This window comes from Rhizobium sp. BK491 (assembly GCF_014194925.1).
Taxonomy (GTDB): Bacteria; Pseudomonadota; Alphaproteobacteria; order Rhizobiales; family Rhizobiaceae; genus Rhizobium.
Map to the genome: position 1 here is coordinate 963,289 of NZ_JACIAR010000002.1, position 21,889 is coordinate 985,177.

The window sequence follows — 21,889 nt, forward strand, 5'->3', positions numbered from 1 at the left end:
TTAAAGTGGGATGCTGGCTGCCGCACTTCGTGCGTGGAAGGTGCCGTCTTTGCTGACGTTGCGCGCACGCTCGAATTCTTCGGCGGCGCGAACCGCCGCGCCGATATGGCCGACGGAATCGAACAGGGCGATGAATGGACGCAAACCCGAAGACATGGTGTCGTTCCTGATACTCAAACTTTTTAGCTGGATTGCTGGCCTAGTCGCGCCTGTCGGTTAGCAGGCGCGGAAATCGGCGAAGATCGTCGTCGGGCGGCTCACACGAGCCGACAGCCCGGTGCCTCGCGCGGTCATCTGCTCATTGGCAGCGATGCCGAGGTTGCGATGTCCATTTGACGCGCGCACAGGCTCCAGCGCGCGGCGCAGGGTATCAAACCCGCAGTGGATAGGACGAAAACGTGCAGTCATGGCCTTGGTTCCTTTCGAGATTCCTCCCAAGACACCAGCATATATTGCAATGCAACATTGATTCCGCAATGCACAACAGAGGAGAACTGCCATGCGAAAAATGCATGACCATGATCATATTTCGTTAGTAATTGGGAGAATCAGCCTAATATTTCAGCGGCGATATAATTCTTGAAGGTAAGAAGATCGCTCCAGGCCAGCCGCTTGTTGACCGGCGCGGTCAGTAATTCCTGGGGATGAAGGCTGGCGATGGCCGGTATTGTTCGACCGGAAACGCTTATTTCCCGCCACTCTCCACGCAATCCATGGATGGTTTCAGTACTTCCGAAAAAATGCCGGGCGGTGAAATTGCCAAGCAGAAGCACCGCCTTGGGCTCGGCCAGAGCAATCTGCCTTTCTATGAACGGACGGCATATCTCGATTTCGGGTGGGGAAGGGGCTCGGTTGCCCGGCGGCCGCCACGGAATGACGTTGGTCAGCAGGATCTCATCGCGCTTCAGGCCGATGGCGGCAAGCATTCTGTCGAGCAACTGTCCCGCACGGCCGGCAAACGGCGCCCCCTCACGATCGTCGTCGGCGCTCGGCATCGGCCCGATTACCATGATGCGGCCCTCTGGTGTACCGCTGGCAAAGATCGTCGAGCGTGCGCTGTTCTTGAGATTGCAGCCGTTGAAAGCTTCGAGTGCAGTTTTCAACTCGCTGAGTGACCGCGCGCTTTCGGCGGCGAATCGGGCCTGCTCTACAGCTTGCTCGTCAGGAATGGCGGGCGTCGCACGCGGCGGCGCTGCTGCGGGAGATGCCGCTGGCTTAGCTGCCGGGCGGCGCTCGGTTTGGGGCCGCGCCGCAGGTGCTGTAGCTTCAGGACGAGGCTGCGCTGCCCGCGCGCCCTGTCTAGCCGCGCGCATGGCCTCGAATTCGGCAAACCGATCCACCGGCTGATCTTCCAGCAGCCAGTCGACTCCGGCATCCGCATGGAAATGCAGAAGGGCGGCAAGCTCGGCCGGTGTGAGGTCGCTGGCGGAAATCATGCGCGAACTCTATCCAATGCGGCGCACGAGCGAAAGGGCAGGGTGGGCGCTATGTCAGGCCGTCCACTGGGCGATATCGTCGCGCTCGCCGATCAAGGCCAAACCATGGGCGATGGACAGCAGTTCGCCGCCCGTCTCGATCCGCTCCTGGCCGAAGCGTTCCGTGAAGATGCGCCGAACGGCCGGCACGAAGGAGGTGCCTCCCGTCAGAAACACTTTGTCGATCGCATCGGGTGATGTGTTCGTCGTTGTCAGCACGTCGTCCAGCGCCCCTTCGATGCGGGCGAGATCGTCGGCGATCCAGCTTTCGAAGTCGGCGCGGCGAACGTGCTTGCGGCCGGCCTTGCCGAGCGGCGGGAAGTTGAATTCGGCCTCTTCCTCGCTCGAAAGCGCCATCTTCGTCGCCGATACGGCCTGATAGAGCGGATAGCCTTCGTCATGCTCGACGAGCTCGATGAAGGTCTCCAGCTTCTCCGGCTCCAGGCTGCTGCGCACCAGCGTCTTCAGGTCGGCATATTCGCGCGAGGTCTTGAAGATCGAGAGCTGGTTCCAGCGGCCGAAATTGGCGTAGTATGAGGTCGGCACTTCCAAAAGCTTGTCGAAGCTCTTGAAGAAGCTGCCCTTGCCGATGGCCGGCGAGACGACGTTGTCGATCATCCGGAAATCGAAATGATCGCCTGCGATGCCGACGCCTGAATGGCCGATCGGCGTCGCCGTCAGCTTTCCGGCGTGGGTCTCGAAGCGGATCAGCGAATAGTCGGTCGTGCCGCCGCCGAAGTCGGCCACCAGCACGGTCGCATCCTTCTTCAGGTGTTGGGCGAAGTAGAAGGCTGCCGCTACCGGTTCGTAGACGTAGTGGATTTCCGGAAAGCCGAACCGGGCGAGCGCGGCATTGTAGCGCTCCGTCGCAAGGGCAGGGTTCGGATTGGCGCCGGCAAAATGCACCGGCCGGCCGGTAACGATGCGCGAAACATTCTCCGGCCACTCCTCTCCGGCATAGGCGCGCAGACGGCGCACGAAGATTTCCATCAGGTCTTCGAAGCTGTGGCGCTTGGCGAAGATCAGCGTGCCCTGGAAGAGGGCGCTCGCCGCAAAGGTCTTGATCGACTGCAGGAAGCGACAGTCACCGGGATTGTCGATGAACTGTTGGATGGCCGCGTGCCCGGCTTCGACCTTGAGTGCGGCCGCGCCCAATCCCGGATCCTTCATGAAAGAGAGCGCCGTACGCATGCTGTCCGCCGTGCCGGCAGCGCTGTTGAAGGCGACCGATTGTGTCGCGGGTCCATCGGCCATCGCCAGAACCGTATTCGTCGTGCCGAAGTCGAAACCAAGCGCCCGAGCCATGCCCGCACTCCCTTCCGTCCAAATTGTCTGGATTGGGGCCAAGCCCCTATGAGACGCTGACGCGCCCTGTCGCAAAGAGGGCGCGTCATGACATGGCTAAGCTTCAACTTCAAGCCGGGGTGATGCTTTTATTTTTGCCCGCAGCGACGTCAGCCGGCAGCCCTTCCGCACCCGGTTAACTGGCAAAAGAACGGGCGCCTTTTGGCGCCCGCTGACCTTATTCGGCGGCGATGGCCGCTGGCGGATCCTTGTGATGCGGGTCCGCCTCCTTGCGCTTGGTGAGACGGGCAAGGAAGTCGTTGAGGCGATTCATCTCCAGGAAGATGACGGGTGTGATGAACAGCGTGAGAAGCTGGGAGACCACCAGGCCGCCGACAACGGCGATACCAAGCGGCTGCCGGAGTTCGGAGCTCGCACCGCCGCCGACCGCGATCGGCAGGGCGCCGAGCAGCGCGCAGAAGGTCGTCATCATGATCGGGCGGAAGCGGCGCACGCAGGCCTCATGGATGGCCTCTGCGGGCGATATGTCTGTTGTCGAGCGCAGCGTTTCCAGCGCGACGTCGATCATCATGATCGCATTCTTCTTCACGATGCCGATCAGCATCAGCAAGCCGATGAGCGCGATGATCGAGAGATCGAAGCCGAACACCTTCAAGGCGAGAAGGGCGCCGAGAGCAGCAGCCGGCAGGCCGGAAAGAATGGTCAGCGGATGGATGAAGCTTTCATAGAGAACGCCAAGGACCACGTAGATCGTCAGCACGGCAGCCAGGATCAGGTAAGGCGTGCTGCCCTGCGACTGCTGGAAGATCTGTGCTGTACCGCCGTAGGACGTGAAGATGTCCGCCGGCATGTTGATGTCCTTCTTGATCTGATCGATCTTCGCCGTGGCATCGCCAAGCGCTTCGCCGGCCGGCAGGTTGAAGGAAACCGTCGTCGACACGAGCTGGCCCGTCTGGTTGATGGTGACCGGACCGGTGGTGCGCTGGACATGAGCGAAAGCGGACAGGGGAACCAGCGCGCCTTTTGATGAAGCAACGTGGATATCCTGGAGCCTTTGGTCGTCCCAGGGCTTGCTGGTGTCGAATTCGACCATAACGTCATAGCTGTCGCCCGTCGTCTGGATCTGTGCGGCGTCATAGCCGCCGAACGCTTCTTCCAGCGTGGTGCGCAGCTGATTGTTGTTGATTCCGTATTGTGCTGCCTTTTCGGTGTCGATGACGATGTTGGCCTGCAAAGCGTTGTTCTGCTCGTCCGAGGCGACGTCGGTAAAGCTCGGATCGCGGCGCATCGCATCCAGCATCTTGTTGGCCCAGAGGTTGGTCTGGTCGGCACTCAGCGCCTGGATAATGAGCTGATATTGGCTGGCGGTCTGCCGGCCGCCGAAGCGCAGGCTTTGCTGGGGCGTAATATAGGCCTTCAGGCCGGCGATGGTGCCGATGCTGGACCGCAATTCACGCAGCGTCTGATCGAGCGGTGCCCGCTGCTCCTTCGGCTTCAGCTGGACAAACATGGTGCCGTTGTTCAGCGGCTGGCGCACACTGCCGCCGACGATGGACATGACATGGTCGACGGCTGGGTTCTGCCTGACGAGTGCTGCGGCCTGGTTCTGTAGGTCGCGCATCGCCGGATAGGAGATGTCCTGACGCGCTTGGGTGGAAATCTGCAGGCGGCCGATATCCTCGGTCGGAAAGAAGCTGGCCGGCAGCACCATGAAGAGATAGACGGAAAGCGCGACCGAACCGAGGAAGCTCAGGAGAACGAAACCGCGATTGCGCAGGCACCAGGCGACGCCCTTGTCATAGCCGCGCTGCGTCCAGTCGAAGCCGCGGTTGAACAGGCGTACCGGATAGGGGGGCTGGTTATGGCCCGCCGAAAGACGCGAGCTGAGCATCGGCGTGACCGTGAGCGACACGACCGCTGAAGACACGATAGCGATGGCAACCACCATACCGAACTCGTTGAAGATACGGCCGACTACGCCGCCCATCAGCAGGATCGGGATGAACACCGCGATCAGCGAGATGGACATGGAAATGATGGTGTAGCTGACTTCGGCCGATCCCTTGATCGCCGCCTGCAGCACCGGCATCCCGTCTTCGACATGCCGCAATATGTTTTCCAGCATGACGATCGCGTCGTCCACTACAAGGCCGACAGCGAGCGTCAATCCCAGCAGTGATATGTTGTCGATGCTATAGCCGAGCATATACATCATGCCGAAGGTCGAAATCAGCGACAACGGCACGGCAAGGCCGGGGATGATCGTGGCCGTGACGTGACCGGTGAACAGATAGATTACCAGCACGACGAGGCCGATGGTCAGCATCAAGGTAAACTTGACATCCTTGATCGCGTCGCGGATCGGCTGAGCCGAGTCATTCATGATATGCGTCTGCACCGAAGCCGGAATTTCCGCATGGAGCTGCGGCAGCTTGGCGTTGATCGCATCGACCACATCGACCGTATTGGCGTCCGGCTGGCGCTGGATGGCGAGAATGATCGCCTGCTTGCCGTCATACCAGGAGCCGGCATTGGTGTTCTGCACGCTGTCCTGAACGTTGGCGACATCGCTCAGATGGATCGGCGCGCCATTGGGATTGGCGATGACCAGCGACTTGAACTGCGCGGCATTGGTATTCTGCGTGTTGGCATTGAGCGTCATGCTCTGCTTGTTGTTCTGCAGAGTGCCGACCGGAACCTGGCTGTTGGCATTGACGATGGCGGTGTTGACAGTATCGATCCCGATACCGCGCGCCAAGAGCTTGTCCGGATCGACTTCGACACGCACGGCATAGGTCTGGGCACCATAGACTGTCACTTCGGCAACGCCCGGAAGCGTCGACAGCGACGGTGAAATGATATCTTCGGCAATTTCGTCCAGCTTGCTGCGCGGCATGGTATCGCTCTGCACAGCAAGCAGCATGATCGGCGCGTCGGCCGGATTCGTCTTCCTGTAGCCCGGCGGTGTCGTCAGATTGTTGGGCAATTGACGCGTCGCATTCGAGATCGCGGCCTGAACGTCGGCCGCGGCGGCATCGATGCTGCGGTTGAGATCGAACTGCAGCACGATGCTCGTATTGCCGAGCGAGTTCGTGGCCGAGATTTCACTGATGCCGGGGATAGTCTCGAACTGCTTGATCAGCGGCGTGGAGACTGAAGTCGCCATTGTCTGCGGCGAAGCGCCGGTCAGCTGTGCCGAAACGTTGATGGTGGGAAAATCCACCTGCGGCAGGGCTGCGACGGGCAGGAGCTGATAGCCGGCGAGGCCGGCCATGACTACACCCAACGCCAGAAGTGTGGTCGCGACCGGTCGCTGGATACAGAATTGTGGGATCATTGCTGTGCTCCAACGGAAATCGTTTCACTCTTCTGGCTCGATTGATCGTTGGCGGCGGCCACCTTCTCAGGTTTTTCATCATTGAACTGCTCGACGACCGTCTGTCCGTCGATCAGCTGCACCTGTCCTTCAGTGACGACATGATCGCCTTGCGAAAGTCCCTTGGCGACTGCGGTGAAGCTGCCGTTCTGCCGTTCCACGGTGACGGGCGTCAAATGAACCTTGTTGTCCTTGACGACATAGGCATAGAAGCCATCCGGGCCGGGGCTGATCGCAACCGTCGGAGCGACGATCACGGGCTCGTTGTCGGTCAGATGAACGACGACGTTGACCGATCTGCCAGGCCAGATCGCGCCATTGGCATTGTCGAACTTTGCCTTGACGAGGATGGTGCCGGAGGCGGTATCCACGGAATTGTCGAAGAAGCTGACTGCGCCCTGGCGGGATTTGCCCTTGCTCGAATTAGGAACGGTGCTGACCGGCACGGTGCCGGCCTTCATCGCTTCCTCCAATTCCCGCAGCTGATTCTCCTGCATGTGGAATTGCACGTAGATCGGATTGTATTGCGTAATGGTCACGATGGCAGTACCCGGCGTCACATAGGCACCGGGGCTCGGAACGACATTGCCGAGACGTCCGTCATAAGGGGCGCGGATCTCAGTGTTTTCCAGGAGAACCTGGTCGGATGCGAGCTGGGCCTTGTCGGCATTGACGTCGGCCGCCGCGGTATCGCGGGCCGCCACGGCCTGATCGACGGTCTGCTGCGTTCCGGCATTGTTGAGCAGGCTCTTGGCTCGGGTGAGCGCGGCTTCCGCCGCCACGAGCGTCGCCTGATCCTTGACTATGGTCGCCTGGTCCTTGTCGACGGCGGCCTGCGCGGTTCGCGCATCGAGCTTGGCGATCAGGTCGCCGGCCTTCACCATCACGCCGTCCTGCGCTTCGATCGAGGTAATGATCCCGGATTCCTGCGCGGCGATGGTCGTCGTATTCTGCGCAACAGCCGAGCCTGTTGCTGTAATATCGTTGGGCAGAGTTCTCTTCTCAACCGCGGCCGTCTTGACGACGGAAGACAGCGCCTTGTGCTTTTGATTGCCTGCCGCCTTTCCGGCATCTTTGGTTTCTGCGGAGGCTTGATCGACAAAGGCGGAAAGGAAAGGAATACGGTCGCGATAGCTCCATGCTGCAAGGGCTGCGACGACAAGAAGGCCGAGGGGAAGCCAAAGTTTTTTCATATTTAAAGAACCGGTCGGGGCTTGTTGCAGGAAGCGCGGTGACGGTGAAGTGTATCTGCTGCGCCGCACAACAAAGACGCGCCTCGCTGCAGTTCATCACATAGCCGTCGCCGCTAACGTTCGGTAATTCTGTCCCTTTTTACGCGAATTCATGAACGCTGATGCCGTGCAATTTATCACAGTTCCGGAGGGCGAAAAATTAAAGCTTGGAAAGCTTTGGAATAGGTTCTGTTTGTGCAATGCAGCAAACAGTCAAATGACTATTTTTTGATTGCCATTGCGTAATATTCGGCAGGAAAAACAGCCTGAAGCAGCATTTATACTCCGCAGACGTGCTGCAGCGTGTAAAGAAGCGTCGCGCCGCTCACGGAATTGTGTTGTCAGGCCCTATTGCAAGGGCCTGCACTGTTCGCCGGTGGCGACCTTATAGTGAGCGAGCAGCTCCCCCATCGCAGCGAACCATGGTGCCCGTGACGTAGCTTGCCGGTTGGCTGCAGAGGAATGCTGCTGTAGCGGCGAACTCCTCGACGCGTCCGTAGCGGCCGGCCGGGATGCGCTGCTGGCGTTCGGCGCTGACATCTTCCAGGCTCCTGCCTCCGCGCTTGGCCGTCGCGGTATCGAGCTCCGCCAGCCGGTCGGTCGCAATGCTGCCCGGCAGCAGCATGTTGACCGTGACGCCATGCGCGGCCACTTCGCTGGCCAGCGTCTTGCTCCAGCCGGCAAGCGCCGGGCGCAGCGTGTTGGAAAGCGCGAGATTGGGAATGGGCTCGATGACACCGGATGAGGCGACGGTGAGAATACGTCCCCAGCCTTGTGTTTTCATGCCTGGTAAGAGCGCATTGGTCAGGGTGATGATCCGTGACACCATCGAGATGAAATAGGTCTCCAGCCGTTCGGCGGTCATATCTTCCGTCATCCCCGGAGTGGGGCCGCCGCTATTGTTGACGAGGATATCGATGCCGGCCAGCTTCTCTATGGCTGCCTTGGTGACGACACCCACGAAGTTCTCGTCATTGAGGTCGGCCCAGATCCAGTCTGCCCGACCCTTGCCTTCAGCATTGATGGCCTTGCAATTGTTCTCGAGCCTGTCGCCGCTTCGGCCACAGAGCAAGACATTCGCGCCCTCGCGGGCGAGCGCCACTGCAATGCCATGGCCCAGCCCCTTCGACGACGCGAGCACCAGTGCGCGCTTTCCGCCAATACCAAGATCCATCCTGATCACCCTTCATGCCATTCGGATTGTCTGATCGGCATTTATAGAGCCATCGGAGGACTATGGAAGGCGCACTTCGCAGGTGGTCGCAAATACCAGCGGAATATTGACGTTAACGTAAGAGTAATTTAACTTGTTTTACGTGTTGGGCGAATTGGAGGATTGCCTGTCGCTTCCCGGCTCGACAATCCCCTCCCATTTTGACAAGAGATAACCGAAACGGGGAAGACGCCCAAAGGGGATGAGGCCGTGGTCCGAGATCATCGGACGCCGGCCAAGCGGAGAAGATGAATGACAGACGCCAGCGAGCTGCCGGAACGCGAGAGCATGGAATTCGACGTTGTGATTGTCGGCGCAGGTCCTGCGGGCCTGTCGGCTGCGATCCGGCTGAAGCAGATCAATCCGGATCTGACCGTCGTCGTGCTCGAGAAGGGAGCCGAGGTCGGCGCGCATATCCTGTCGGGGGCCGTCGTCGATCCGATCGGCATTGACCGGCTGCTGCCGGGTTGGCGCGAGGAGCAGGGGCATCCCTTCAAGACCGAGGTGACATCGGACCACTTCCTGTTCTTAGGCCCCGCCGGCTCCGTCCGCCTGCCGAATTTTCTGATGCCACCGCTGATGAACAATCACGGCAACTATATCGTCTCGCTCGGTAACGTCTGTCGCTGGCTGGCCGAAAAGGCTGAAGCCCTCGGCGTCGAGATCTATCCCGGCTTTGCCGCGACCGAAGTGCTCTATAATGACGAGGGTGCCGTCATCGGCGTTGCCACCGGTGATATGGGGATCGAGAAGCATGGCGAGCCCGGCCCGAACTATACACGCGGCATGGCGCTTCTCGGCAAATATGTGCTGATCGGCGAAGGCGTACGCGGCTCGCTCGCCAAGCAGCTCATTGCCAAGTTCGATCTGGCGCGGGATAGCGATGTGCCGAAGTTCGGCATCGGCATCAAGGAACTCTGGCAGGTCAAGCCGGAGAACCACAGACAAGGCCTCGTGCAGCACTCCTTCGGCTGGCCGCTCGGCATGAAGACCGGCGGCGGTTCGTTCCTCTATCATCTGGAGGACAATCTTGTCGCCGTCGGCTTCGTCGTGCACCTCAACTACAAGAACCCTTATCTCTATCCCTTCGAGGAGTTCCAGCGCTTCAAGACGCATCCGGCGATCCGCGGCACTTTCGAAGGCGGCAAGCGCATCTCCTATGGCGCCCGCGCCATCACGGAGGGCGGATACCAGTCGGTGCCGAAGCTCACCTTCCCCGGCGGCGCGCTGATCGGCTGCTCGGCCGGCTTCGTCAACGTGCCTCGCATCAAGGGCAGCCACAATGCGGTACTATCAGGCATGCTGGCGGCGGACAGGATCGCTGAGGCGATTGCTGCCGGTCGCGGCAATGACGAAGTGATCGAGATCGAGAACGAATGGCGCCAGTCGGATATCGGCAAGGACCTGAAGCGCGTCAGGAACGTCAAGCCGCTCTGGTCGAAGTTCGGCACGGCAGTCGGCGTGGCGCTCGGCGGCCTGGACATGTGGACGAACCAGCTGTTCGGCTTCTCCTTCTTCGGCACGCTGAAGCATGGCAAGACGGATGCCGCCTCGCTGGAGCCTGCCGCCCAGCACCAGAAGATCGACTATCCGAAGCCGGATGGCGTCCTGACCTTCGACCGTCTCTCCTCGGTGTTCCTGTCGAACACCAACCACGAGGAAGATCAGCCGGTGCATCTGCAGGTCAGGGACATGGCGTTGCAGGTATCGTCGGAGCACGATGTCTTCGCCGGTCCGTCGACGCGCTACTGTCCGGCCGGCGTCTATGAATGGGTCGAAAAAGACGGCAAGGAAACCTTTGTCATCAACGCCCAGAACTGCGTCCACTGCAAGACCTGCGACATCAAGGACCCGAACCAGAACATCAACTGGGTTCCACCGCAGGGTGGTGAGGGACCGGTCTATCCGAATATGTGAGATGCGATGACGGAGATCGAACAAGGCGCCTGGACGATCCGCTCGGCCAGGGACGACGAACTGCATCTGCTCGCTGCCATCGAGATCGATGCCTTCTGGGCTCTGCATGGGGCCGGCGCGGTCGCCTGCGAGCCGACATCGCTGCCTCTCGACGTGTTGGAGCAATCCCTTGCGGAAGGCTTGCTGTTGGTTGCCGTCGACGATGAAGATCAACCCTTCGGCTTTCTGGCCGGCATTATGAAAGATGGCTCGGTTCATATTGCTGAACTCGATGTTGTCAGGCGTTGGCAGAAGCGAGGTGTGGGACGTCGGCTGATGGAGGCTGCGATTGAAGCGGCCAGGGCTCAAAATGCCGCAGGCGTCACTCTGACGACAGATCGGCAAGCGGCCTTCAACGCGCCGTTCTATGCCTCGATGGGGTTTCGCATACTGAATGACGATGACAGGCCGGCCGTTCTCACGCAGATCCTTGAGAATGAGATTGCCCACGGTGCCGATCCGGCGAGGCGTGTGGCCATGGCGCTTCGATTTTGACTCTTGTTTCGTAAATTGCAGGGGCAAATAGAAAGAGCGGCGCAGCACTTCGCTGAACCGCTCCATATCTCCGCAAGATGCGATTCAGTGCTGAATGGCCTTCCGAGCGAGCAGGCCTGTGGAAAGGGCAACGCCGATGCCGGTCACGATTGCGGCTGCAATGCCACCCATTCCGATTTCCTCACCGAGCAGAAAGCCGCCGCCGATCGTGGCAAGAACGGGGGTGATGGCGGTGAAGGCTGCGGCCTGCGTGCCACCGAGAGCCTGGACAGCAAGACCATAGGCAAGCGTGGCGGCAAGACCTGACAGCAGCCCTTGGCTGACGATCTGCAGACCGATTTCCGGTAGCGGCACCGAGGCAAGCGAGCTGCCGAAGATGGCGGCCAGTGCGACATGGATCAGGAACGACCAGACGGCGATGATGGCGCTCGACTGCACGGCGCTCAGCCCGGAGCGGCGGAAGGCGTGGGTATAGGTTGCCCAGAGCAGGGCGGCAAGCGGCAGCAGCGTAAAGCCCTCCCAGGAAATCTGCGCGCCATAGAGGCTGCGGGCAAGCAGGATGACGACGCCGGCGACGATGCCGCCAAGACCGAGCCAGCGCGTGATGTCGAGCCGTTCGCGGAACAAAGCCATACCGATCAGGGCTGCTGCCAGCGGCATGGAACCGCCGAGCAGAATGCCGGCCGACGATGCCGGCGTGAACTGGATGGCGAAGGTGGTGAGCTGGAAGAAGAGGGCGCCGGAGCCGCAGACCATCAGCGCCAGCAGCTTCAAAGGTACGCCCTTCGGCAGCAGGCCTGTCCGCCACCAGACAGGAGCCAGCACCAAGGCCGGCACGCCGTAGCGGATCAGGCCGAGATCGATCGTGCCCATCTGCGTTTCGGCTGTATGACGGGTGGCAAGAATCCAGTTTGCCCAGATCAAGACGGTCACGATGGCACCTGCATAGCCGACCATGGTGGGGGTTGCCTTGCGGGTGGAGAGAGACAAAGCGGTCATCGACATATCCTTTCCAACGATCCGGTTATCTTTCGAATGAAGAGAAGATAGCTCCGAAGGCCGAGGCATGTCCTTGCTAGTTATGGCTTAAAAATCATGCTATGAGCAATGATCTGCCAAAATTCATGATTGAGTTTCCCGGAAATGCCAAAACTGGATAAATTCGATATTGCGATCCTCAACTGCCTGCAGGAGGATGCGCGCGCCACCAATGTCGAGATTGCCGAGCGCGTAAATCTCTCGCCGTCTCCCTGCCTCAGGCGCATCCGAAATCTGGAAAAATCCGGGCTCTTGCGCGGCTACCGCGCAGATATCGACCGCAAGCAGGCCGGCCTCGGCCTCACGGTCTTCGTGGAACTCAAGGTCGGTCATCATTCAAAGGAGAATTCCGAGACGCAGCAGGCAGCATTGCTCGCCATTCCGGAAGTCGTGGCCTGCCATCTAATTTCGGGCACGGCCGATTTCCTGGCTGAAGTCGTGGTGGAGGATCTTGCGGCTTATGAAAAGGTGATGTCGGAAAAGCTGCTTGTTCTTCCCGGCGTGGTCGACCTGCGTTCGAACTTCGCCATTCGCACCATCAAAACCAATGGTGCGTTGAAGCTGCCAGTGCCGGAATAAATAAAAAAGGGGCCGTCGCCAGCCCCTTTACGATGAGAGTTTGATTATCCTCAGAGCATCGTGCCGCTGAGGATCAGCAATGCCACGGAGAAATAGATCACTAGGCCCGTGACATCGACCAGCGTCGCGACAAACGGAGCCGATGCGCTGGCCGGATCGAGCCGCAGCTTCTGCAAGACGAATGGCAGCATCGAGCCGGCGAGCGAGCCGAAGGTGACGATGCCGATGAGGGCAGCGAAAACCGTAAGGGCGACCAGCTGCCAATGCGGGCCGTAGTCGAAGAGGCCGATATTCTGCCAGAGCACGATGCGGGCAAAGCCGACAAGGCCAAGGATCGCTCCGAGCACGATGCCCGTCGGCAGCTCGCGGAAGGCCACACGCCACCAGTCCGAGAGCTTGAGTTCGCCGAGCGCCAGCGCCCGGATGATGAGCGATGTCGCCTGCGAGCCGGAATTGCCGCCCGAGCTCATGATGAGCGGGATGAAGAGCGTCAGCACGACAGCCTTTTCCAATTCGCCTTCGAAGTGCTGCATGGCGCTTGCCGTCAGCATTTCGCCCAGGAAGAGGGCTGCGAGCCAGCCGGCGCGCTTGCGGATCATGCCCGCAAAGCTGATCTTCATATAGGGCTGGCCGAGGGCTTCCATACCGCCGAATTTCTGGGCGTCCTCGGTGGTATCGGCGATCATCGTATCGATGACGTCGTCGACCGTGACGATGCCGAGCATGTGGCCCTTGTCGTCGACAACAGGAAGCGCCAGCAGATCGTGGCGGCGGATCAGGCGGGCGACATCCTCCTGCTTCATCAGCGGCGGTGCCGTGACGGGCACGCCCTTCTGGGCCACGGTCAGGATGCATGCATCCGGCTCACCGGTGATGAGGCGACGCAGCGTCACGACATGCAGCAGCACATGCGTCTCGTCATCGAGCACATAGATGGCATAGACCGTTTCGCGGGAACGCTCGACCTGGCGAACGTGGTCGAGCGTCTGGGCCACGGTCCAGCTCGCGAAAACGCTGACAAATTCCGTCGTCATGATGCCGCCGGCCGTGCGCGGCGGATAGCCCATCAGGCTCTGAATCGCCTGCCTTGCATGCTCGTCGAACGTTGCGAAGAGACGGGCGCGCGTGTCGACATCCATTTCGAGCAGCACGTCGGCGACGCGGTCGTTTGACATGCCATGCAGCAGGCGTGCGGCATCCGCATTGCCCATGACTTCGAGAATGGCGGGTGCGTTGCGCAGTTCCGGCCGGTCGAGAATGCGCACGGCGCGCTCTTCCGGCATTTTGGCGAGAATGCGGGCAGCCTCTGCCACGTCTGTTGCGTTCAGAGCCTCGACGCGTTCCGCAATGGTGACGGCGCGATTGTTATTGATGAATGCACGAGCGGCATGGCCGGCCCGCGCGGGAAAGCTGTTTATGTTCATTATAGCTCGCCTTTCCTGTCGATCCGCCGTCGTAGCGGATCGTGGCGAGCCGACAGGAGTCGGTTAGTGCACGAATGCTACTGACGGCAAAGGCAATCGACTACTACTGTCGCTAGGCATCGAAAGATGGCTCCGGTTAATCGGTATGGAAAACGCTGTTCCCCATGTGCGGAGAAGTCGCGCCGAAGGCATAAAAAGTCAAGAGGCGGATGTGCCTAAACGCTCGATCCTGCGATAAAAATTTGTTTAGGCGGCTGCAAATTTTTGCGATGCAACAAAACCTCGTGCCAATGCGTTAAAACAATGCGGCCGGACGACATTCGCCCGGCCTGATCTGTCGCGAATATTGGTCACTCAGAAACCGGCCAGAACGACCTTTCCCTTCATCTTGCCGGTCTCGACGAGGGCATGCGCCTTCTTGAGATTGGCGGCATTGATCGTGCCCGCGGTCTCGGTCAGCGTCGACCTGATCTTGCCGGCATCCACCAGTTCGGCGATCTTCGTCAACAGCTTGTGCTGCTCGATGATGTCGGCAGTGTTGTAGAGGGGGCGAGTGAACATCATCTCCCAATGGATCGATACCGCCTTCCACTTGAAGGGCACGACATCGAGCGTTTTCGGGTCGTCGATGAGGGCGAACCGGCCCTGGGGCGCGATGGCCTCCGCGATCGAGGCGATATGATCCAAGGTGTTGGTCGTCGAGAAGACGAAGGCGGGGGCGCCGATGCCGAGCGCCTCGATCTGCGGCGCAAGCGGCTTCGAATGATCGATGACGTAATGGGCGCCCAATTCCTTTACCCAGGCCTGCGTTTCCGGGCGGGATGCTGTCGCGATGATGGTGAGATCGGTCAGCGCGCGGGCGATCTGGATGGCGATCGATCCGACGCCGCCGGCGCCGCCGATGATGAGAATGGCATTGGCCGCGCCGGGAACCGGATCCTGCACCTTCAGCCGGTCGAACAGCGTTTCATAGGCCGTGATCGAGGTCAGCGGTAAAGCGGCAGCGGCCGGAAAATTCAGGCTTTTCGGTTTGGCGCCGACGATGCGCTCGTCGACCAGATGGAATTCAGCGTTAGAGCCGCCGCGATTGATGGCGCCCGCATAGAAGACTTCGTCTCCACGCTTGAACATGGTGACCTCGGACCCGACCGCCCTGACGATGCCCGCGGCGTCCCAGCCAATGATCTTGTACTCTCCCTCTGGCGGGGCAACGTTGGCACGGACCTTGATATCGACCGGATTGACCGAAACCGCCTTCACTTCGACCAGCAGGTCCCGGCCTTTTGCCTCGGGTGTCGGCAGCTCGATGTCGATCAGCGATGTCTCTGCGGAAATGGGTTGTGGCTGCTTGTAGGCGACTGCGCGCATGGGAGAAGCTCCTGGGTTGGTTGCACAGAGGCTAGATGCGCATTATCCTTAAGAGGCGCAAGAATGCACAATTTCTGTACGTAGGTACAAAAAGGATACTGTCGATGTCGGTTCCCCGCTCCAAGCTCGTCGGAAATTTTCCAGGTTGCCCGGTCGAGGCGACGCTGAGCGTGCTCGACGGCAAATGGAAAGGCGTGATTCTGTTTCACCTCATGGAGGGAACGCTGCGCTTCAACGAAATCCGCCGCAAGCTGCCATCGGTGACGCAGCGCATGCTGACCAAGCAACTGCGGGAACTGGAAGAATCCGGGCTGCTGTCACGCACCGTCTTTCCGGTGGTGCCGCCTCGCGTCGAGTATGCGCTGACGCCGCTTGGCGCCAGCTTGGGGCCGATCATCAAGGCGATGGCCGTGTGGGGTGAGGAGAATGTATTTTGCCATGACGGGCGCCAGCAGCTGGGCGTCCCAGGCATGTCATGCGCGCCCGGTGTGGCGCTCCAGGCCAACTGAAACGGCAAAGACGGCAAGACCGGCAACGGAAAGTACTGCGCCGACATAGCCGGTGGCCGCAGCCGTGAAACCCCAGGAGATCACCAGCCCGCCCAGCCAGGCGCCGAGCGCATTGGCGATGTTGAAGGCGGAGTGATTGGAGGCGGCGGCCAGCGTCTGGGCATCCGCGGCAACATCCATCAGGCGGGTCTGCACTGCCGGGCAGGCGGCAAAGCCGCAGCCGATCAGGAAGACGCAGATGCAGAGCATGATCGGGTTAGCCGCCGTCAGCGAAAAGAGCGTCATGATGACGATATTGAAGATCATCATGCCGCCGATCGTGCCCTTGATTGAGATGTCGCCAAGGCGCGAACCGACGATGTTACCGACATTCATGCCGATGCCGAAGAGAGCCAGCACGACCGGCACCATGGCGGAGCCTAGGCCGGCGACCTCGGTCGTCGTCGTGGCGACATAGCTGAAGATCGAGAACATGCCGCCGAAGCCGACGGCAGCGACGCCGAGCGAAAGCCAGACCTGGATGCGCTTCAGCGCACCGAGTTCACGGGCAATGCTGGCGCCTTCCTCGACCCTGTCCTTGGGAAGGAAGAGGGCGATCAGCAGCATGGTGGCGAGGCCGATGGCCCCGACCATCATGAAGGCCGCGCGCCAATTCAGAAGCTGTCCGAGGAAGGTGGCGATCGGCGTGCCGATCAGCGTCGCGATCGTTAGGCCAAGCATGACCTGGCCGACGGCGCGCACGCGGCGATGCACCGGCACCATCGAGGCGGCAACGAGTGCCGCGACGCCGAAATAGGCGCCATGCGGCAGGCCGGTGATGAAGCGCAGCGCCGTGAAGCTTTCGAAGGTCGGCGCAAAGGCGCTGGAAATATTGCCGGCGGCAAAGATCGCCATCATCAAGAGGAGCAGCGTGCGGCGCGCCATCTTGGCGGCAAGCACGGCAATGATGGGCGCACCGACGACGACGCCGAGCGCATAGGCGCTGATGACATGGCCCGCTTCCGGGGTTGTAACGCCAAAGGTGTCGGCCACATTCGGCAGAAGTCCCATGATGACGAATTCACCCGTGCCGATACCGAAACTGCCGACGGCCAACGCCAAAGTCACCAGCGCGATCGCGGTGCGCGACGGCGCTTCCAGGGCGGTTTGGGTGTCGAGGGCCTCGACGGCAATATCGCTCACGAAAACTCCTTGGGCGCCATACGAAGATCACATGCTGCGAATCAGACGGTAAACTCCGGTTGTGCGGCGTTCAGTGCATCAAACTGGAATATGGGACTGGCGAGGCACGGACATGCCTCGTTGATACTATCAATGACCGGAGCGCATCTGTCGCGTGCGTTTTTTGCAGTGCAGCATGTCGGATCGCGCATAAGTGTGCTGCAGTCGATATCGGCGAAACGGCTATAACGCTTGAAATCGTTCCATCCAAAACCATCTGAGAAGAAGCGCGCGGGGCCTCAGCCCCTGATACAATTTGCGGAAAGACCGAGAGCCCCCAATGAAGTTGATCGGCTTTTTCAATCGCGATGGCGGAACGTTCCGCACGACTGACATGGCTGCCTATGAAAAGAAAGCGGAACAGGTCTTCCGCGACGCCGGTCACGATTTCGAAGCTATTGTCGTCGAGGGGCGCAATGTCGTCTCGGCGATGGAGCGTGCTGCGCGTCGTGATGATATTGACGGGATTGTCGCGGGTGGCGGCGATGGCACCATTTCGGCGGCTGCGGCCATTGCCTGGAAAAACGGAGTCGCTCTCGGCGTCATTCCGGCCGGTACCATGAACCTCTTCGCCCGTTCTTTGCGCCTGCCGCTCGACATATGGCAGACGCTGAACGTTCTTGCGACGGGTGAGGTCGACAATGTCGATATCGGTAGCGCCAACGGTCGCGCTTTCATTCATCAGTTTTCAGCGGGCTTGCATGCGCGCATGGTCCGCTATCGCAATGGCTATACTTATCGCTCGCGCATCGGAAAGATGTCGGCCAGCACGCGCGCGGCCTTCGGCGTCATCGCCAATCCGCCGGAATTCGACGTCGACTTCGAAGCCGGCGGCATTCGCGAACGCCGGCATGTTTCGGCAATCTCCGTCTCCAACAATCCCTTCGGCGCAAATGCGCTGCTGTATGCCGATAGCCTGCGCAGCGGTGAGCTGGGCTTCTACATGGCAAAGCCGCTGCGCCCGCTCGGCGTCGCACGACTTGCCATCGATATGCTGCGCGGCCGGGTTCGCGAGAATGCCGATGTCATGGTCATGCACGCGCCGGAGGTGCATTTGCACTTCCCGAAGCTGCGCCAGCTTGCCAATTGCGTCATGGATGGCGAGTTGCTGCCCCTCGAGCGTGATGTGACGCTCAAGGTGCATCCGGGCGAACTCAAGGTGATGGTGCGGGAAGGGACGGCCGCCAGCGTTGCGCGCGAAGGCGCAGTCGACAGCGTCGCCATCTGATGGATTCAGAGGCGGGGTAGGTAGGTCCTGTAATCGAAATCGGAAACCGTGCGCAGGTGGCTGAGCGCTTCCTTATGCTTCGTCTCGCCATAGAGCTTCTGATACCGCTCGCTGAAAATGTCGGCGATGAAGGCCGAGGCGCGGAAGCGTTCGACGGCCGTCAGGAAATCATGCGTCAGCTTGGGCGCATCGGCCGGCACGTAAGCCGGCGTCGTCTCCTCACCGGGATCGAGGTCGTTCTCAAGGCCCAGCAACATACCGCCCAGGATCGCCGCCAGCATCAGATACGGATTGGCATCGGCGCCGGCGACGCGGTGCTCGATGCGCGCGCCCGGCCCGTCCTTTTCGGGGATGCGCACGGCCGTTCCGCGATGGCCGAAGCCCCAGGTGAGATCGACGGGGGCAAACGAGCCCGGCTGGAAGCGGCGGTAGGAATTGGCATAGGGTGCAAAGATCAGCTGCACATCCTGCAAGGTCTGTAGCAGCCCCGCGCAGATCGACTTCAGTCTCTTCGGCTCGCTGCCCGCAGCATCAAGGACATTGCGCCCTTGAGCGTCGATGATACTGGCATGCACATGCAGCCCTGAGCCGGCATGATCGGTATAGGGCTTGGCCATGCAGGTCGATTTCAGGCCATGCTTGCGGGCGGCTTGCTCGGCCACACGTTTCAGCATGATGCAGTCATCCGCGGCCGCCAGCGCGTCCGGGCGATGCAGCAGGTTGACTTCGAACTGGCCAGGGCCGAATTCCGCCGTCGTTGCGTCTGCCGGCAGGCCCTGCGCCCGCGCGTAGGCGCGCAGCGTTTCGAGATAATCGTCAAGGAGATCGACGGCATCCATGTCGTAGAGCTGAAAGCCGGTGGGCTCGCCCTGATAGGTCAGGGCAGCCGGTGGCGAGGGGATGCCTCTGTCGCGCCAGTCTCCGGCAAGCAGATAGAATTCCAGCTCGGTCGCGATGACGGGTGTCAGGCCGAGCGTCTTGTAGCGATCGACCACGGCCGAAAGAATGGCGCGCGGATCCTGAAAGCTCGGGCTGCCGTCAAGCTCATGCATGGTGGCGAGCACCTGCTTCGATCCCGCTGGCGCCCAGGGCATGTCGGCGAGCGTGCGCTGATCGGCGACGCAGGTCCCGTCCGGATCTCCGATCGTCATCGAAAGCCCGGTGATCTCGTCATTGTCGTAACCCCAGATATCGAGCGATTGCGTCGAGGTCGGCAGCCGCACGGCGTCGGACCAAACCTTCTTTTCGGCTGAAATCGGGATCTGCTTGCCGCGCAGCCGGCCGTTCATGTCCGAGATCAGCACCTCGATGCGCGCGTTACCTTCGGTTGCGTTGTCGGCCGTCATGCTCTTGTAAATCCCCGATGCTCACGGCATGGTCGTAAACCAAGATTGCTTGCAGTCAAGTCCGGCTGCGTCGCGGCGTCGGTGGACTTGCCTGACAAATGCCAATTCAAAGAGGGTTCGAATAAGCCATGTCCGATACGTCCAGCCGCTCCAATCTCGCCGCCCTCGATGCCGCCCATCACCTCCATCCCTTTGCCGATATGCGCAAGCTCAACGCCGATGGCGCGCGCATCATCCAGCGCGGCGAGGGTGTCTATATCTTCGATGCGGAAGGACGGAAGTATCTCGACGGTTTTGCCGGCCTCTGGTGCGTAAATATCGGCTACGGCCGCACCGAAATCGCCGACGCTGTCGCCAGGCAGATGAACGAGCTGCCCTACTACAACACCTTCTTCGGTACCACGACCACGCCGGCGACACTTCTTGCCGAGACGGTCTGCGCCCATGCCGGACCGCAGTTCAACCATGTCTTCTTCACCAATTCCGGCTCAGAGGCCAACGATACCTGGTTTCGCATGGCGAGGGTTTATTGGGCTGCAGTCGGCAAGCCGACGAAGAAGACCATCATCGCCCGCAAGAACGGCTATCACGGCTCGACGGTCGCTGGCGCCAGCATGGGCGGCATGAAATACATGCACGAGCAGGGCGATCTGCCGATCCCTGGCGTCGTCCATATCGGCCAACCCTATTGGTATGCCGAGGGTGGCGATCTCTCGCCGGAGGAATTTGGTCTCACGGTCGCTCGCGAACTCGAAGCCAAGATCGACGAGCTGGGTGAAGACAATGTCGCAGTCTTCGTCGCCGAGCCGGTTCAGGGTGCCGGTGGCGTCATCATTCCGCCGTCGACCTATTGGCCTGAGATCGCGCGTATCTGCAAGGCGAGGAACATCCTGCTCGTCTGCGACGAGGTGATCTGCGGCTTCGGCCGCCTCGGCGCATGGTTCGGCTATCAGCATTTCGGTGTCGAGCCGGATCTCGCCCCGATCGCCAAGGGACTGTCGTCGGGCTATCTTCCGATTGGCGGCGTGCTCGTCAGCGACCGCATCGCCGATGTGCTCATCAATGAAGTCGGCGAATTCAACCACGGCTTCACCTATTCCGGCCACCCGGTCTGCGCGGCCGCCGCCCTTGAAAACCTCCGGATCATCGAGGAGGAAGGGCTGGTCGAGCGCGTGCGCGACGATATCGGCCCTTACTTCGCCAAGGCTTGGGGCAGCCTTGCCGATCATGACATGGTCGGCGAAGCCGTCAGCATCGGCTTGATGGGCGGCCTGCAACTCGCCGCCGATAAATCCGCGCGTCGGCGCTTCGAAAAGCCGGATGCAATCGGATCAGCCGTGCGCAATCATGCGCTCGCCAACAGCCTGGTCCTGCGCGCCACGGGCGACCGCATGCTGGCCTCGCCGCCGCTCGTCATCAGCCATGAGGAAGTAGATACCATGGTACGGATCGCGCGTAGCGCGCTCGATGCCGTCTGGGCGGAAAGCAAATCGTAGTCAGGGCTTGGGTTTCGGCACGTCCCACTTGCCCGCCTTGTGAAGGGCAAGCGTCAGCGCCGCAACGTGGATGACCTGGATCATCTTGCCTTCCAGCGCCAGTTCTATCGCCTGGCGGATCGGCATGCGGATCAGGCGGATGCGCTCGGTCGGGTCGTCCGCCGGCCTGCTTGCAAGCGCGACATTGCGGGCAATGACGATATGCGAGTGGTTGCTATGCGTGGCCGGGTTGGGCGCAAGCTTGCCGACATAATCCCATTCGGTGGATGAAAGGCCGGTTTCCTCGCGCAGCTCGCGCGCGGCCGCTTCGACCGGACTTGCATCATTCGCATCCACGGCTCCGCCAGGGAGCTCGAGCGCTACGACGCCGAGACCGTGACGATACTGCTGAACGAGATAGATATGATCCTCGGCATCGAGCGCGATGATCCCGACCCAATCGGGATATTCCAGCACGTAGTAGGGCGCGATCTCCACACCCTCCGCCGTCACGCAGTTATCCGCACGAACCTTCAGCCAGCGATCATGAACAAGGCGTGTCGAGCTTGTTGTCCGCCATGGTGGCAGGTCTGCCGTGTCCGATAGCTGGCTGTTGATGTCGTCTTTCGAGCTCATGCGCGGCTCAGCT

19 protein-coding genes are annotated in these 21,889 nt (G+C 60.7%); 6 read left to right on the forward strand and 13 right to left on the reverse strand.

Going from position 1 to position 21,889, the window contains the following annotated elements; genetic code table 11:
• From FHX05_RS12585 to FHX05_RS12615, 7 genes are all read right to left on the reverse strand, one after another.
• Positions 1 to 156 carry a hypothetical protein gene (locus FHX05_RS12585; RefSeq protein WP_183710616.1) on the reverse strand — a complete coding sequence of 52 codons (156 nt, stop codon included), beginning with the start codon at positions 154 to 156 and terminating at the stop codon, positions 1 to 3.
• Between the two features lie 60 nt (positions 157 to 216).
• Positions 217 to 408 carry a hypothetical protein gene (locus tag FHX05_RS12590; RefSeq protein ID WP_041677312.1) on the reverse strand — a complete coding sequence of 64 codons (192 nt, stop codon included), beginning with the start codon at positions 406 to 408 and terminating at the stop codon, positions 217 to 219.
• A gap of 140 nt (positions 409 to 548) precedes the next feature.
• On the reverse strand, positions 549 to 1,436 hold the full coding sequence (locus FHX05_RS12595) for a uracil-DNA glycosylase (RefSeq protein WP_183872001.1): 888 nt from the start codon (positions 1,434 to 1,436) through the stop codon (positions 549 to 551).
• Positions 1,437 to 1,490: 54 nt separating this feature from the next.
• Positions 1,491 to 2,780 carry an Hsp70 family protein gene (locus FHX05_RS12600; protein ID WP_183872002.1) on the reverse strand — a complete coding sequence of 430 codons (1,290 nt, stop codon included), beginning with the start codon at positions 2,778 to 2,780 and terminating at the stop codon, positions 1,491 to 1,493.
• Positions 2,781 to 2,997: 217 nt separating this feature from the next.
• Entirely contained in the window at positions 2,998 to 6,117 is a 3,120-nt protein-coding gene (locus FHX05_RS12605) for an efflux RND transporter permease subunit (protein WP_183872004.1), read from the reverse strand.
• Positions 6,114 to 7,349, reverse strand: a complete 1,236-nt coding sequence (locus FHX05_RS12610) for an efflux RND transporter periplasmic adaptor subunit (RefSeq protein WP_112607479.1) — start codon at positions 7,347 to 7,349, stop codon at positions 6,114 to 6,116. Before FHX05_RS12610 ends, FHX05_RS12605 begins: the two co-directional genes overlap by 4 nt.
• A 424-nt stretch (positions 7,350 to 7,773) precedes the next feature.
• A complete protein-coding gene (locus FHX05_RS12615; RefSeq protein ID WP_183872006.1) occupies positions 7,774 to 8,562 on the reverse strand; it encodes an SDR family oxidoreductase in 789 nt (262 codons plus the stop codon).
• A 291-nt stretch (positions 8,563 to 8,853) separates the two neighbouring features.
• On the opposite strand from FHX05_RS12615, the gene FHX05_RS12620 reads away from it, so the two are divergent.
• Together FHX05_RS12620 and FHX05_RS12625 are read left to right on the forward strand one after the other, a co-directional pair.
• The gene (locus tag FHX05_RS12620) at positions 8,854 to 10,518 is read left to right on the forward strand and encodes an electron transfer flavoprotein-ubiquinone oxidoreductase (RefSeq protein ID WP_183872008.1); all 1,665 of its coding nucleotides are present in this window, start codon (positions 8,854 to 8,856) and stop codon (positions 10,516 to 10,518) included.
• A 6-nt stretch (positions 10,519 to 10,524) separates the two neighbouring features.
• Complete coding sequence (locus FHX05_RS12625; protein WP_112607475.1) at positions 10,525 to 11,052, forward strand: GNAT family N-acetyltransferase; 528 nt, start codon at positions 10,525 to 10,527, stop codon at positions 11,050 to 11,052.
• A gap of 84 nt (positions 11,053 to 11,136) precedes the next feature.
• Here FHX05_RS12625 and FHX05_RS12630 read toward each other — a convergent pair whose 3' ends face one another.
• Positions 11,137 to 12,051 carry a DMT family transporter gene (locus tag FHX05_RS12630; RefSeq protein ID WP_183872010.1) on the reverse strand — a complete coding sequence of 305 codons (915 nt, stop codon included), beginning with the start codon at positions 12,049 to 12,051 and terminating at the stop codon, positions 11,137 to 11,139.
• 144 nt (positions 12,052 to 12,195) lie between these two features.
• Here FHX05_RS12630 and FHX05_RS12635 point away from each other — a divergent pair, with 144 nt between their 5' ends.
• Positions 12,196 to 12,669, forward strand: a complete 474-nt coding sequence (locus FHX05_RS12635) for an Lrp/AsnC family transcriptional regulator (RefSeq protein WP_112414572.1) — start codon at positions 12,196 to 12,198, stop codon at positions 12,667 to 12,669.
• Positions 12,670 to 12,719: 50 nt separating this feature from the next.
• Here the strand turns inward: FHX05_RS12635 and mgtE are convergent, their stop codons facing one another.
• Positions 12,720 to 14,093 carry a magnesium transporter gene (mgtE, locus tag FHX05_RS12640; RefSeq protein ID WP_183872015.1) on the reverse strand — a complete coding sequence of 458 codons (1,374 nt, stop codon included), beginning with the start codon at positions 14,091 to 14,093 and terminating at the stop codon, positions 12,720 to 12,722.
• A 354-nt stretch (positions 14,094 to 14,447) separates the two neighbouring features.
• Complete coding sequence (locus FHX05_RS12645) at positions 14,448 to 15,461, reverse strand: zinc-binding alcohol dehydrogenase family protein (protein ID WP_183872017.1); 1,014 nt, start codon at positions 15,459 to 15,461, stop codon at positions 14,448 to 14,450.
• A 104-nt stretch (positions 15,462 to 15,565) separates the two neighbouring features.
• Between FHX05_RS12645 and FHX05_RS12650 the strand changes: the two genes are divergently transcribed.
• Positions 15,566 to 15,970 (forward strand): helix-turn-helix domain-containing protein, encoded by a 405-nt coding sequence (locus FHX05_RS12650; protein ID WP_183872019.1) that lies wholly within the window; start codon positions 15,566 to 15,568, stop codon positions 15,968 to 15,970.
• On the opposite strand, the gene FHX05_RS12655 is transcribed toward FHX05_RS12650, so the two are convergent.
• Positions 15,935 to 17,152, reverse strand: coding sequence for an MFS transporter (locus tag FHX05_RS12655; RefSeq protein ID WP_183872021.1), 1,218 nt, complete (start codon positions 17,150 to 17,152; stop codon positions 15,935 to 15,937). The two genes, FHX05_RS12650 and FHX05_RS12655, sit on opposite strands and share 36 nt — an antisense overlap.
• Before the next feature lie 319 nt (positions 17,153 to 17,471).
• Between FHX05_RS12655 and FHX05_RS12660 the strand changes: the two genes are divergently transcribed.
• Positions 17,472 to 18,419, forward strand: a complete 948-nt coding sequence (locus FHX05_RS12660; RefSeq protein ID WP_183872023.1) for a diacylglycerol kinase family protein — start codon at positions 17,472 to 17,474, stop codon at positions 18,417 to 18,419.
• 5 nt (positions 18,420 to 18,424) lie between these two features.
• Here FHX05_RS12660 and FHX05_RS12665 read toward each other — a convergent pair whose 3' ends face one another.
• On the reverse strand, positions 18,425 to 19,765 hold the full coding sequence (locus FHX05_RS12665; protein ID WP_183872025.1) for a glutamine synthetase family protein: 1,341 nt from the start codon (positions 19,763 to 19,765) through the stop codon (positions 18,425 to 18,427).
• Between the two features lie 128 nt (positions 19,766 to 19,893).
• Between FHX05_RS12665 and FHX05_RS12670 the strand changes: the two genes are divergently transcribed.
• Entirely contained in the window at positions 19,894 to 21,261 is a 1,368-nt protein-coding gene (locus FHX05_RS12670; protein ID WP_183872027.1) for an aspartate aminotransferase family protein, read from the forward strand.
• Here the strand turns inward: FHX05_RS12670 and FHX05_RS12675 are convergent, their stop codons facing one another.
• Positions 21,262 to 21,876 carry an NUDIX hydrolase gene (locus tag FHX05_RS12675; protein WP_183872029.1) on the reverse strand — a complete coding sequence of 205 codons (615 nt, stop codon included), beginning with the start codon at positions 21,874 to 21,876 and terminating at the stop codon, positions 21,262 to 21,264. It abuts the gene before it with no gap.
• Positions 21,877 to 21,889: the final 13 nt, after the last annotated feature.